The 12,820-nt window shown below is 63.8% G+C and carries 10 protein-coding genes and 2 pseudogenes; 8 read left to right on the top strand and 4 right to left on the bottom strand.

The features are described 5' to 3' along the window. Positions 1 to 20 precede the first annotated feature (20 nt). The 7 genes and pseudogenes from QA640_RS15885 to garD all read left to right on the top strand — a co-directional run. Positions 21 to 233, top strand: a pseudogene (locus QA640_RS15885) (DUF1800 family protein); the annotation flags it as partial. Between the two features lie 2 nt (positions 234 to 235). Then, positions 236 to 487, top strand: a pseudogene (locus QA640_RS15880) (MFS transporter); the annotation flags it as partial. A 125-nt stretch (positions 488 to 612) separates the two neighbouring features. Further along, positions 613 to 1,518, top strand: coding sequence for a LysR substrate-binding domain-containing protein (locus QA640_RS15875; RefSeq protein ID WP_283041541.1), 906 nt, complete (start codon positions 613 to 615; stop codon positions 1,516 to 1,518). A gap of 154 nt (positions 1,519 to 1,672) precedes the next feature. After that, positions 1,673 to 2,617: a 5-dehydro-4-deoxyglucarate dehydratase gene (gene kdgD / locus QA640_RS15870; protein ID WP_283041540.1), complete on the top strand. Its 945-nt coding sequence runs from the start codon at positions 1,673 to 1,675 to the stop codon at positions 2,615 to 2,617. A 25-nt stretch (positions 2,618 to 2,642) separates the two neighbouring features. Beyond that, complete coding sequence (gene gudD, locus QA640_RS15865; RefSeq protein WP_283041539.1) at positions 2,643 to 4,010, top strand: glucarate dehydratase; 1,368 nt, start codon at positions 2,643 to 2,645, stop codon at positions 4,008 to 4,010. A 21-nt stretch (positions 4,011 to 4,031) separates the two neighbouring features. Further along, positions 4,032 to 5,480: an aldehyde dehydrogenase family protein gene (locus QA640_RS15860; protein WP_283041538.1), complete on the top strand. Its 1,449-nt coding sequence runs from the start codon at positions 4,032 to 4,034 to the stop codon at positions 5,478 to 5,480. Between the two features lie 121 nt (positions 5,481 to 5,601). After that, on the top strand, positions 5,602 to 7,143 hold the full coding sequence (garD, locus tag QA640_RS15855; RefSeq protein ID WP_283041537.1) for a galactarate dehydratase: 1,542 nt from the start codon (positions 5,602 to 5,604) through the stop codon (positions 7,141 to 7,143). A gap of 20 nt (positions 7,144 to 7,163) precedes the next feature. Here the strand turns inward: garD and QA640_RS15850 are convergent, their stop codons facing one another. Beyond that, positions 7,164 to 8,669 (bottom strand): CYTH and CHAD domain-containing protein, encoded by a 1,506-nt coding sequence (locus QA640_RS15850; RefSeq protein ID WP_283041536.1) that lies wholly within the window; start codon positions 8,667 to 8,669, stop codon positions 7,164 to 7,166. 440 nt (positions 8,670 to 9,109) lie between these two features. On the opposite strand from QA640_RS15850, the gene QA640_RS48320 reads away from it, so the two are divergent. Further along, positions 9,110 to 10,018 carry a hypothetical protein gene (locus QA640_RS48320; protein ID WP_349253724.1) on the top strand — a complete coding sequence of 303 codons (909 nt, stop codon included), beginning with the start codon at positions 9,110 to 9,112 and terminating at the stop codon, positions 10,016 to 10,018. Positions 10,019 to 10,053: 35 nt separating this feature from the next. Here the strand turns inward: QA640_RS48320 and QA640_RS15835 are convergent, their stop codons facing one another. From QA640_RS15835 to QA640_RS15825, 3 genes are all read right to left on the bottom strand, one after another. Next, the gene (locus QA640_RS15835; protein WP_283041534.1) at positions 10,054 to 10,404 is read right to left on the bottom strand and encodes a hypothetical protein; all 351 of its coding nucleotides are present in this window, start codon (positions 10,402 to 10,404) and stop codon (positions 10,054 to 10,056) included. 545 nt (positions 10,405 to 10,949) lie between these two features. Continuing rightward, positions 10,950 to 11,564: a DUF2147 domain-containing protein gene (locus tag QA640_RS15830; RefSeq protein WP_283041533.1), complete on the bottom strand. Its 615-nt coding sequence runs from the start codon at positions 11,562 to 11,564 to the stop codon at positions 10,950 to 10,952. Between the two features lie 108 nt (positions 11,565 to 11,672). Next, positions 11,673 to 12,701 (bottom strand): NAD(P)/FAD-dependent oxidoreductase, encoded by a 1,029-nt coding sequence (locus tag QA640_RS15825; RefSeq protein WP_283041532.1) that lies wholly within the window; start codon positions 12,699 to 12,701, stop codon positions 11,673 to 11,675. Positions 12,702 to 12,820 lie beyond the last annotated feature (119 nt).

Genomic DNA, 12,820 nt, shown 5'->3' with positions numbered 1-12,820 from the left:
GGGTGGCGGTCCGACCGGTCTGGTTCTGGTTCAAGCATTTCAACGTCCACCAGTACAAATCGAATTTGCGCGTGCTCGTCGGCGACTATGTCGACCACGCCATTCGACCCCATTCGCTCGGCAAGTTTCGCGATCTGCTCGCTGCGACCGTTCGGCACCCCGCGATGTTGCGATACCTCGACAATGCCGGTAATGCCGCAGGTCGTCTCAACGAAAACTACGCCCGCGAGATCATGGCGCGCTCGGCTGGGCCGTCGCGTCGGACACCTCGCCCAAGGAAGCGGGCGGCGTCTCCGGCGGCCTGTTCAATACCTTCGGCAACCTCTCTTCGATCACCACCCCGATCGTGATCGGCTACATCGTGGCCGCGACCGGCTCTTTCAACGGCGCGCTCGTCTTCGTCGGCGTCAACGCCATGGTCGCCGCGATCGCCTACCTCGTGGTCGTCGGGCAGATCCAGCGGGTGGTGCTCAAGCCTTTCTCCTGAGCGCTCCGAGAAATCGGAGCAGGACAAGGCAACTTGCGGCGGCGTCTTTGCCGCCGTGTTTGTTTCGGGGGTGATCGATGCTAGAAATGCCGGGGAAACGCCTTATCCATCTAAGGCCAGTATCGATGTTCGACCTCAACCAGCTCCGCTGCTTCGTCACCGTGGCAGAGGAACTGCATTTCGGCCGCGCTGCCGCGCGGCTCAACATGACCCAGCCGCCGCTGTCCCGGCAGATCCAGGTGCTCGAGCACATCATCGACGCGCCGCTGTTGGAGCGCACCAGCCGCTCGGTCCGCCTGACGCCGGCCGGACGCAGCTTCCTGCCCGAGGCACGACGCATCCTAAAGCTCGCGGAGAGCGCCTCGCAGGTCGCCCGCCGCATCGCGCTCGGCAAGACCGGCTCGCTGAAGATCGGCTTCACGGCCGCTGCTGCCTACGGCTTCCTGCCCGAGCTCGTCGCCGCCTGCCGCGCCAAACTGCCCGAGGTCGATTTCTCGCTGAAGGAGATGGTTTCCGGCGACCAGTTCGAGGCGCTCGCTTCCGGCCAGATCGATGCCGGCCTGCTGCGTCCGCCGATCGCGCGGCCGGAGCTCGCGAGCCGCCGCGTCGTCGCCGAGCCCCTGCTCGCGGCGATCCCGAAAAAGCATCCGCTGGCGAATGCCGAGTCCGTCACCATCAAGGATTTCGACGACCAGCCCTTCGTGATGTATTCGCCCTATGAGAGTCGCTACTTCCACGATCTCCTGGTCGCGCTCTTCACCCGCGCCGACGTGCTGCCGCGCTATGTCCAGCATTTGAGCCAGATCCACTCGATCCTCGCCATGGTGCGCGCCGGCCTCGGACTTGCCATCGTGCCGGCGGCGGCCGCGAGCCTGAAGATCTCCGACGTCCGCCTGCGGCCGCTCAAACTGCGCACGCGCGTTCCGGTCGAGCTCTTCATGGTCTGGCGGCGCGACGACGAGAACCCGCTGCTCTCGGCGCTGGTGAAAATCGCCGGTGAATTGGCCGCCGCGGAGACGATGGAAGATTGATGCTGAATACGCATCATTCGATATAGGCTTTGGCTTGGACGCGCATCGAACGGTCTCTTAAGTAACGGCCATGGACGCCCATATTGAGCGTCAACCAGAACATCCGGCGCGCAAGTCCGCGCGCCGCCTTCAAAACCCGGAGGGAGCAGCGCCCATGAGCAAGATGACCCCGCAGGAGATGGCCGAGAAGATCGGCTCCGGCCTCCTCTCCTTCCCCGTCACGCCGTTCAAGGCGGACTACTCCTTCGATGAGGCGACCTATCGCGCCAACATGGACTGGCTGTGCGGCTATGACGTTGCCGGCCTGTTCGCCGCCGGCGGCACCGGCGAGTTCTTCTCGCTGACGCCGACTGAAGTGCCGCAGGTGGTCAAGGTCGCCGTCGATGAGACCAAGGGCCGCGTCCCCGTGCTCGCCGGCACCGGCTATGGCACTGCGATCGCGCGCGAGATCGCGATCGGCGCTGAAAAGGCCGGCGCCGACGGCCTGCTCTTGCTGCCGCCCTATCTCACTCATTCCGAGCAGGAGGGCCTCGCCGCCCATGTCGAGGCAGTCTGCGCCGCCGTGAAGATCGGCATCATCGTCTATAATCGCGACAACGCCATCCTCCAGCCCGACACGCTCGCGCGCCTCGCCGAGCGCTGCCCGAACCTCGTCGGCTACAAGGACGGCATCGGCGACATCGAGCTGATGACCCGCGTCTACACCAAGCTCGGCGATCGCCTCACCTATATCGGCGGCCTGCCCACCGCCGAGACCTTTGCCCTGCCCTATCTCGACATGGGCGTGACGACCTACTCGTCGGCCGTGTTCAACTTCGTGCCGGAGTTCGCGACCAAGTTCTACGCCGCCGTGCGCAAGCGCGATCATGAAACCATTCACGCCGGCCTGAAGAACTTCATCCTGCCACTGATCGCGATCCGCAACCGCAAGAGGGGCTATGCGGTCTCGATCATCAAGGCCGGCATGAAAGTGATCGGCCGCGACTCCGGCCCGGTCCGCCCGCCGCTCACCGATCTCACCGAGCAGGAGATGGCGGAACTCACCGCGCTCGTGCAAAACCTGCCCGCCGCGCAATCGACACAACAGGCGGCAGAATAACGACACGAAAAGAGAGGAGCAGCCGATGGTCGAAATTTCCGGCGCGTCAATCGCCAGCGCGCCAGTCGCCGGCGCGCCAATCGTCACGTCGATGCAGGTGATCCCGGTCGCCGGCCGCGACGGCATGCTTCTCAACTTGAGCGGCGCGCACGCGCCGTTCTTCACCCGCAACATCGTCATCCTCACCGACAACTCCGGTCACACCGGCGTCGGCGAGGTGCCGGGCGGTGAGAAAATCCGCAAGACGCTGGAAGACGCCCGCGATCTCGTGGTCGGCAAGACCGTTGGCGCCTTGAACAACATCCTCGCCGACATCCGCACCGCCTTTGCCGACCGCGACGCCGGCGGCCGCGGCAAGCAGACGTTTGACCTGCGCGTGATGATCCACGCCGTGACCGCGGTGGAATCCGCGCTGCTCGACCTGCTCGGCCAGCACCTCGGCCTGCCCGTCGCAGCTCTGCTCGGCGAAGGCCAGCAGCGCAAAAGTGTCGAGACGCTCGGCTATCTCTTCTTCATTGGCGATCGCCGCAGGACGAATCTTGCCTATCTCGAAGGCGAGACCGGCAAGCCCGACTGGTTCAACCTGCGCCATCAGGAAGCGATGACGCCCGAGACCATCGTGCGGCTGGCGGAAGCCACCCACGACCACTATGGCTTTGCCGATTTCAAGCTGAAAGGCGGCGTCTTGCGCGGCGAGCAGGAGATCGAGGCGGTCACCGCGATCGCCAAGCGTTTTCCGAATGCGCGCGTCACGCTCGATCCCAATGGCGCCTGGTCGCTCGATGAGGCGATCCGGCTCTGCAAGGACATGCACGGCATCCTCGCCTATGCCGAGGACCCCTGCGGCGCCGAAGCCGGCTTCTCCGGCCGCGAGATCATGGCCGAGTTCCGCCGCGCCACGGGACTGCCGACCGCGACCAACATGATCGCGACCGACTGGCGCCAGCTTTCGCATGCGCTGCGCCTCGGCGCGGTGGACATTCCTCTCGCCGATCCCCACTTCTGGACTATGCAAGGCTCGGTCCGCGTCGCCCAGACCTGCCGCGACAACGGCCTGACCTGGGGCTCGCACTCCAACAACCACTTTGACATCTCGCTCGCCATGTTCACCCATGTCGGCGCCGCCGCCCCCGGCAAGGTCACCGCGATCGATACCCACTGGATCTGGCAAGATGGCCAGTCGCTCACCAAGGAGCCGCTCCAGATCAAGGGTGGCAGGATCGCCATCCCCGACAAACCGGGCCTGGGCATCGAAATCGACCGGGCAGCCATCGAAGCCGCGCATGGCCTCTACAAGCAGCATGGACTTGGTGCCCGGGATGACGCTATTGCCATGCAGTACCTGATCCCCGGCTGGACCTTCGACGACAAGCGTCCTTGCCTCGTGCGCTAAAAGCTTCCCTGGAGGAAAAAGATGACTGCGATCCTGAAGAATTTCATTGGCGGTGAATGGGTCGATGGCTCTGGCATCACCAAGAACATCAACCCCTCCAACACCAACGACGTCGTCGGCGAATATGCCAAGGCCGACAAGGCGCAGACCGAAAAGGCGATCGCGGCCGCGAAAGGCGCCTTCCCGGCCTGGGCGCGCTCGACGCCACAGGAGCGCTATGACGCGCTGACCAAGATTTCGAGCGAAATCCTCGCCCGCAAGGAAGAGCTCGGCCGCCTGCTCGCCCGCGAGGAAGGCAAGACCCTGCCCGAAGGCATTGGCGAGGTCGCCCGCGCCGGCCAGATCTTTGCGTTCTTCGCCGGCGAAGCGCTGCGCCTGATCGGCGAGAAAGGCGCTTCCGTCCGTCCCGGCCTCGAGGTCGAGATCACCCGCGAGCCGGTGGGCGTCGTCGGCATGATCACGCCCTGGAACTTCCCGATCGCGATTCCCGCGTGGAAGATCGCGCCCGCGCTCTGCTACGGCAACACGGTGGTATTCAAGCCGGCCGAGCTCGTGCCGGGCTCTGGCCACGCGCTCGCCGAAATCATCACCCGCTCCGGCATTCCGGCCGGCGTGTTCAACCTCGTCGTCGGCTCCGGCTCCGTGGTCGGCCAGACGCTGCTCGAGCATCCCGATGTCGCCGCGATCTCCTTCACGGGCTCGGTGCAGACGGGGCGCAAGATCGCGCAGGCCTGCGTGCTCTCGAACCCCATGAAGAAATTCCAACTCGAGATGGGCGGAAAGAACCCCCTGGTCGTGCTCGACGACGCCGATCTGAAGACCGCTGTCGAGGTCGCCGTCAACGGCGCCTATTTCTCGACCGGCCAGCGCTGCACGGCCTCCTCGCGCCTGATCGTCACTGAAGGCATCCACGACCGCTTCGTCGCGGCGATGGCCGAGCGCCTGAAGGGCCTGTCGGTGGACGACGCGCTCAAGGCCGGCGTGCATATCGGCCCGGTGGTCGACCAGAGCCAGCTCGATCAGGACCTGCGCTACATCAAGATCGGCCAGGACGAAGGCGCCAAGCTTGCCTGGGGCGGCGAGCTACTCAAGCGCGAGACGCCTGGCCACTACCTCCAGCCGGCGCTGTTCACCGAAGCCAACAACAACATGCGCATCGCGCGTGAAGAGATCTTCGGCCCCGTCGCCGCGGTCATCCGCGCCAAGAATTACGACGAGGCGCTCGCTATCTCCAACGACACCGAGTTCGGTCTCGCCTCCGGCATCTGCACCACCAGCCTGAAATACGCTTCGCACTACAAGCGCAACAGCGAGTCCGGCATGGTGATGGTCAACCTGCCCACCGCCGGCGTCGACTATCACGTGCCGTTCGGCGGCCGGAAGGGCTCGAGCTACGGCGCCCGCGAGCAGGGTTCATACGCCCGCGAGTTCTACACCACGGTGAAGACCGGCTACACGTTCCCTGGGTGATTGCTGACATCGTAGGGTGGGTTAGCGCAGCGCAACCCACCACTTCTGTTCCCCCGGAAAAGCAAAGAGGTGGGTTACGCTGCGCTAACCCACCCCACGCAGCTGTTCGTGAGAAAAGCGCATGGACCAGTCAGTCGCAGCGAAAGAACAGCCCCGTTACATCAAGCTCAACGAACGCGACAATGTCGCGATCGTGGTCAATGATTTCGGGCTTCCCGCCGGCTCGCGCTTTTCCTGCGGGCTGACGCTGCGCGCCTTCGTGCCGCAAGGGCACAAGACAGCGCTGGTCGATATCGCGCAGGATGCGCCGATCATCCGCTATGGCGAGGTGATCGGCTTTGCGCTGTCGCAGATCCTGGCCGGCGAATGGGTGGATGAAGCGCGCATCCGCATGCCTGAGGCGCCCGCGCTCGACAGACTGGAAATCTCGACCGCCGTTCCCGCGCCGTTGCCCCCGCTCGAAGGTTTTACATTCGAAGGTTATCGCAATCCGGACGGCTCGGTCGGCACCAAGAACATCCTCGGCATCTCCTCCTCCGTGCAATGCGTCAAGGGCACGATGGAATATGCGGTGAAGCGCATCCGCGCCGAGCTGTTGCCGAAATATCCTGGTGTCGACGACGTTGTTCCCCTCACCCACGCCTATGGCTGCGGCGTCGCCATCACCGCGCCTGACGCTGTCGTGCCGATCCGCACGCTGCAAAACCTCGCGCTGAACCCGAACTTCGGCGGCCAGATTCTCGTCGTTGGCCTGGGCTGCGAAAAGCTCGCCCCCGAGCGGCTCGTGCCCGAGGGCATGAATGACGCCATCGTCCGCATGCAGGACGAAGCCTTCGACGGTTTCGGTGCGATTGTCGATGCGATCATGACGCAGGCCGAGGCGCGCCTGAAAATTCTCAACACGCGCAGGCGCGAGACTTGCCCGGCGTCCGACCTCGTCATCGGCCTACAATGCGGCGGCAGCGATGCCTTCTCGGGCGTCACGGCAAATCCTGCTGTCGGCTATGCCGCGGATCTGTTGGTGCGCGCCGGCGCCACCGTGATGTTCTCGGAAGTCACCGAAGTGCGTGACGCCATCCAGCTCCTCACCCGCCGCGCCATCAACGAGGACGTCGGCCGCGCGCTGGTGCGCGAGATGGCCTGGTACGACTCATATCTCGCCCGCGGCGGCGCCGACCGCAGCGCCAACACCACGCCCGGCAACAAGAAGGGCGGCCTTGCCAACATCGTCGAGAAGTCACTCGGCTCGATCGTCAAGTCAGGCTCGAGCGCGATCACCGGTGTGCTCTCGCCCGGCGAAAAGGCGACGCAGAAGGGCATGCTGTTTGCGGCGACCCCGGCGAGCGACTTCATCTGCGGCACGCTTCAGCTCGCCTCCGGCATGACGCTGCAAGTGTTCACCACCGGCCGCGGCACGCCTTACGGCCTCGCCGCCGCCCCTGTGATCAAGGTCGCGACGCGCAGCGAGCTTGCACGGCGCTGGAAGGATCTGATCGATTTCGATGCCGGTCGCATCGCGACCGGCGAAAAGACCATCGAGGAAACCGGCTGGGACCTGTTCCGCCTGATCCTCGCCGTCGCCAGCGGCCGCACAAAACCATGGTCGGATCGCTGGGGCATCCACAACGACTTGACGCTGTTCAATCCCGCGCCGGTGACGTAACGCGCCGGCGGCAATGCCCCTCAAAACGCGGCCAGCGCCCGTACTTGCCTGGCCGCAACTTTCATCAGAGGCCTGACCATCTGATCCTCGCGACCGACTACGAAGCCTGATGCAAAGGCACGGGGGCGAGCATTGTGGCGCGGCGCATGAAGCGCAGCATCAATGGCCATGTCGCGGTGGGCAACGAAGTCGTTGAGCGAGCCCAGCGCGTCCTGACTCTTCTTCAGATGCTTGGACATGCGCGCGAGCAGCTTCTGTTTGCTCTTGCGGCCGTAAAGGCTTTCAAAGAATTCGACGGCATACCTGATCTTCTTGATCCTGATCCGGAATTTGTGCCGCTCGCGGCTCGACATGTCGCCAAGATGCCGGCCGTCCCTGCGTGCCTTCTTGACGCGGCGACGAAGCAGGCGATCGGCGAACTTGTCGATCAGCATCTCGGCATCCTCGGTCGCTGTCGTTTGCTTCGCTTCGATCCATTGCAGCGTGTCGATCAGGAGCGTCCGATAGCGCTGCGAATTGACCGCCCTTGCGGCCCGCGCGAAGGCCTCATCGCGCCGTTCGGAGAACTCCTGCTTGATCGCCTTGCCACCCCGGCGCAGCAACGCGTCATGCGTCGCCGGTTCTATGTTTTCCGTCATGAACACGTCGATCTCCCGCGCCGGCGCGAGTTCCGTCGTGAGCCACTTCAGCTCGGTCTTGGTCCTTTCCATTCCAGCGCCGGAGAGGATTTTTGAGAACAGCGAAATGGCCGCCCGCAGCCGGCGCAGTCCAACGCGCATCTGATGAATGCCTTCCGGCTCGCCATTGCGAACCGGATCGGCGTTCGCCGAAAAATGCCGGAACGCGGCGCGCCCGATCACGCGGAACGCCTCGCCCGCACTCAGGTCCGGGTTCAACTCGATCGGCTCGGCGGAGGTGATATGATGCTCGCTGTCACGGAGGAGATCAAAGCCGCGCTCCGATTTCGATCGCAGATCGAGCTCGGCTCCCGACTTGTGCTCCAGTGCCTTTGCGATACGGAAAAGGTCGGCCGGCCGACCACTCTTGAGCTCGAGCTCAATCTCCTCGATGGGACTCGAACGATGGCCGGCCACGATTTGTCCGCGATCGATGGCAAGCTCGATCTCGCTTCGTCGCGTGCGCAGAGGCACAACCGTTCGATGGACCGACGTCTCGAACACGGGCTTCAGCTTGCGGCCCAGCTTCCTGGTCGCGAGCGCCTCGACCGGCGTGCCCCTCGTCTTGCCCAGGTCAGGCGCACTGTCCTTGATCTCCGTCTCCCATTCGTCGCGACCAAACTGCGCCCCGTTGGCCGACTTGATGGTCTGGACCTTCGTCTTGCCATCTTGCCTGACGCGAAGCGTCACGCCACGCTGGTTCAGCTTGTGCTTGGCGGTATCGAAATAGGTCGAAACCAGATCGCGCTCGGATTTCTCGCTCAACTTCGCCCCCGGAATCCGGCGCCGCAGCAATCCCGTCAAGTTGCGCGCAGGGACACGGAATTTCAGTTCTGCCTCGACAGCCATCCCTTCCTCCATCCAAAGCATGATCCGAAAAAGGGCGAAGCGGTTTTCAAGGATCATGCGCAAGCAACAACCTAAAGCGCGATGACGCTTCATCCTATTCTCATCGCGCGTTAGTTTAGGGCTGCTCAACTCGCCTCGGATAACGCGTCAAGGCTGTTCGCGTAGCACATGAAGTGGAGATTATTTGCGGTTCCTCGCTGCTCGGCGTTGAGCGACGTCAAAGGCGCAAGCCTGTCAGTAAAAGACGCAGCGGCGGGCTCGATGCGGTCATGCGCACATCGCTCGTTCATAGCTCATGAAACGATCCTGAAACATGTCGGCGCAAGATTTCCGGATCGCTTCGTCGCGCGCGGCGTCTCGCAACCAAATGCCTGAACGGGAGAGAAGGACGGAGGAGGCAGGCATCGACTGACGCATTTCCGGCCCGCCAGCGCCTTGCGATGTGGCGCGAGCTCTACGGCCGCAGCATTGCCAACGTCGACATCGAGACGATCGGCGACGAGCCGTTTCATGCCAGCGTGACCTTCCAGGGCCTGCCCGGCGTCGGGCTGGTCACGGGATCCCGCTCGCCTGCGCATTATCACGTCACGCGGCAACATCTCGCCCGCGCGCGAGACGGCTTCGGTCTCTCAATGCTGATGAGCGGTGCTGCCACCACGCGACAGCTTGGCCGCGAGATCATTTGCCGTCCCGGCGCTGCCTCGGTGATATCGGGCACCGATCCGTCCGTGAACACGATGCACAGCCTTGGCAGCTTCATCACCATCGTGCTGCCGCGGCCGGAAGTCTCGGCCCTCGTGCCGGATCTCGGCGCGGCCTATGCGCGACAGATTCCCGCCGACAACGGCGCGTTGCGGCTGCTGATCCGCTACGTACAGACCCTGCACGAGAACGGCCCGCTCGATGCCGGGCCGGCGAAGGCCGCCGCAAGCCACATCTTCGACCTCGCGGCACTTGCGATCGGCGCTAACGCCGACGCAGCGCATGAGGCGCGGCATCGCGGTGTTGCAGCCGCAAGGCTGCAATCGATCAAGGCGGAGATCCGCGAGTGTCTCGGCGACGGCGATCTCTCCGCTGCGACGCTTGCCCTTGCGGCACGGCGTGACGCCGCGCTACGTCCAGAAGCTGTTCGAACGCGACGGCACGACCTTAGTTCGTCCTCGCCCGCCGGCTCGAGCGCGCCTTGTACATGCTGCGAGACCCGGATTTTGCGACATCGACGATCAGCGCGATCGCCTTCGAATGTGGCTTCAGCGAACTGTCATATTTCAATCGCACGTTCCAGCGCGCGTATGACGCGACACCGTCGGACATCCGTCACGCGGCGGCCCTACGCCGGCGCCAGATAAGTTACGGCCTGCTGTAGCGCTCGGGATCTTCCGTCTCAGATCATTGTGCCCGGCATGAAGCAGCGGACGCGCGGATGGCCGTCGACATAATGCTTCCACACCATGGTCCGCCCGATCTTGTTCGGCTCGGTGATGACGGCACCGTCGGGTACCACGACCCATTCGTCGTCGATGTACACGCGATAATGGCCGTTGTCGGATTCCCAATCGACGTCGGCGATGACGTAACCGTCGGCGTCCGAGCAGCATTGCCCATATTGGCTGTGCAAGCTCTCGAACCAGGGCTTGAGCGGCGAATTAGCGTAGCGCCCGTCGTCGCGCGCGAACGCCGACGTGGCCAGCATGATCGCGCCAAGCACGACGGCGGCACAATGTCTTGCAAACATTTCTTCGTCTCCGCGGGTCGGTGTCCGCCGCGGGGCGCAAGCGCCGCTATTCGTCCGCCACGGATCCCGGCAGACGTGGAGAAATAGCGATTCGCTCCCCCAGCAGCTTTCCCGACCACTATGCAAAACGGACGCCAAAACACATTCCGGGGAACTACTGTTGGGGACATCGGCGGCATGGGTCTTTGGATTCATCCACCCCGCAGTCCGAAACAGGACTGCATTCCCATAAACGGTCGCTTACCACCATCATTGCAAGTGCAGCGAAGCAGCCCAGAGTGTCACCACTGAGGGATCCTGGAATGCTTCGCTGCGCTTGCAATGACGAGATTGGGGCACGTAAGTCCCGTACCCTCGGTGTCTTCGCCCGACTTGATCGGGCGATCGAGTACTCCGAGATGTCCGCGATGAATCGACAAGCTGCCGCATACTGAATGCCCCGCCGGAGCCTGTCATCGGACGCGCCGCAGGCAAGACCCGGTGGCGGGCATACAACAGCAGGCGGGACGACGGCGCGCGAACAGTGACTGGCGTCGCGCAGCGCCCTACTGCTTCAGCGGCGCCATCATTGCGCCGCCCTTCTTCGCGGCCGGCGCGGGCGGCTTTGCGGCGGCGGCTTGTGCGGGGAGATACTTTGCGATGATGGCGGGATCGAGCTGCGCGATGTAGGTGTCCGGCAGGCGCGTCCAGCTCTCGTCCTTGCCGAGCAGCGAGATGCCGAGATAGCCGCGCAAGGTGAGCGTCTGACCGTCCGGACTGACCTTCATGTTGGCCTTCCAGATGTTGCCGTCGCGCGGATTGAGCACGTTGCCGCCTTCGTACTTCAGGCCGTCGCGCTTCATATCGCGCACGAAGGACAGGCCGAGCACCGGCGCGTTCTTCCGATCGTCCGTGCATTTGGTGCAGGTCTCGTTCGGATCATCGCCCGGACGCGGGAAAGTCTTTGCTATCACGCCTTCGAAGACGCCGTTGTGATCGATGAAGAGAAACCACCCAACCTGCCTGCCGTTCTCCATCTTCTGCCAGAGGCCCGCAGCCGAAGGCTGCTGGGCTTGCGGCTGCTGGCCCTGCGCTGCGAGGGGCCGTGGCATCGCAAGCGACAGCACGAGGCCGAGCGCGACGAGCGAAAGCAGTCGGAAGCTGGAAAGGATGTTCCGCATTATGTTCACCTAGCTAACCCACGACTGGAATGGCCGCAGACTAAGGCTATTTCGCGAAGGGTTCCAGCACCAGAAACATGGGACGTGCCCTCCGCGTCTCCGCCCGGATCAGTTGACTCCGAGCTTCTTTTGCAGGCTGGACGAGGATGTCGTGTACTGGAACACCAGCCGTTTCTCCGGATAGACGTAACGATGGGCTTTTTGCGCCATCAGCGCGCCCTCGTGGAAGCCGCACAGGATCAGCTTGATCTTGCCCGGATAGGTGTTGATGTCGCCGATCGCGAAGATGCCGGGCACGTTGGTCTCGAACGCGCTGGTCTCGACCGGCACCAGATTGTTCTCCAGCGCGATGCCCCAGTTCGCGACCGGGCCGAGCTTCATGGTGAGCCCGAAGAACGGCAGCATGGTGTCGCAGACGATCTCGGTGACGCTGTTGTCGTTGCCCTTGATGGTCGCGCCGGCAAGCTTGCCGTCGCTGCCCGAGAGCGCGGTGACCTGGCCGAGCCTCAGATCCATCTTGCCGCTCGCGACGAGTGCGCGCATGTGCTCGACACTGTGGGGCGCGGCACGGAATTCATCGCGACGATGCAGCAGCGTGATGCGCTTGGCCAGCGGATGCAGATTGAGCGTCCAGTCGAGTGCGGAATCGCCGCCGCCGACGATCAGGATCTCCTTGTCGCGAAACTGCTCCATCTTGCGCACGGAGTAATGCACCGAGCTGCCTTCATAGGCCTCGATCCCCGGCACCGGCGGACGCTTGGGCTGGAACGAGCCGCCGCCGGCGGCGATCACCACCACCTTGCATTCGAACACCTTGCCGGAATCGGTGGTGACGCGGAACGCTGGATCGCCGATCTTCTCCAGCTTCTCGACCATCTCGCCGAGATGGAAGGTCGGATGGAACGGCTTGATCTGTTCCATCAGCGCGTCCGTGAGGCCCTGTCCCGAAACCTGTGGAATGCCGGGAATGTCGTAGATCGGCTTTTCCGGATAGAGCTCGGCGCACTGGCCGCCGACCTTGTCGAGGATGTCGACGAAGTGCGCCTTCATGTCGAGAAGGCCAAGCTCGAAGGCAGCGAACAGCCCGCAGGGGCCCGCGCCAATAATCAGCACATCGGTTTTGATCGCGTCGCTCATGTCGTCTCTTTATCGGCCATTATCGGTTGGACGGCGCCCGGCGGGCAACGGAAAAGGGCAGTTCCTGTCTAGCCAACAGGGGCGGCCCAGGGAAGGCATAAAAGCATTGGCCGCGTGCC

The organism is Bradyrhizobium sp. CB82 (genome assembly GCF_029714405.1).
Taxonomy (GTDB): domain Bacteria; phylum Pseudomonadota; class Alphaproteobacteria; order Rhizobiales; family Xanthobacteraceae; genus Bradyrhizobium.
Note: the sequence above shows the minus strand (reverse complement) of the source record. Positions and strands in the feature narration are given on the sequence as shown.

Bases quoted from the DNA above. Each gene is read 5' to 3' on its own strand.
- QA640_RS15875 (WP_283041541.1), top strand. From the start codon at position 613: ATGTTCGACCTCAACCAGCTCCGCTGCTTCGTCACCGTGGCAGAGGAA.
- kdgD (WP_283041540.1), top strand. From the start codon at position 1,673: ATGAGCAAGATGACCCCGCAGGAGATGGCCGAGAAGATCGGCTCCGGC.
- gudD (WP_283041539.1), top strand. From the start codon at position 2,643: ATGGTCGAAATTTCCGGCGCGTCAATCGCCAGCGCGCCAGTCGCCGGC.
- QA640_RS15860 (WP_283041538.1), top strand. From the start codon at position 4,032: ATGACTGCGATCCTGAAGAATTTCATTGGCGGTGAATGGGTCGATGGC.
- garD (WP_283041537.1), top strand. From the start codon at position 5,602: ATGGACCAGTCAGTCGCAGCGAAAGAACAGCCCCGTTACATCAAGCTC.
- QA640_RS15850 (WP_283041536.1), bottom strand. From the start codon at position 8,669: ATGGCTGTCGAGGCAGAACTGAAATTCCGTGTCCCTGCGCGCAACTTG.
- QA640_RS48320 (WP_349253724.1), top strand. From the start codon at position 9,110: ATGTGGCGCGAGCTCTACGGCCGCAGCATTGCCAACGTCGACATCGAG.
- QA640_RS15835 (WP_283041534.1), bottom strand. From the start codon at position 10,404: ATGTTTGCAAGACATTGTGCCGCCGTCGTGCTTGGCGCGATCATGCTG.
- QA640_RS15830 (WP_283041533.1), bottom strand. From the start codon at position 11,564: ATGCGGAACATCCTTTCCAGCTTCCGACTGCTTTCGCTCGTCGCGCTC.
- QA640_RS15825 (WP_283041532.1), bottom strand. From the start codon at position 12,701: ATGAGCGACGCGATCAAAACCGATGTGCTGATTATTGGCGCGGGCCCC.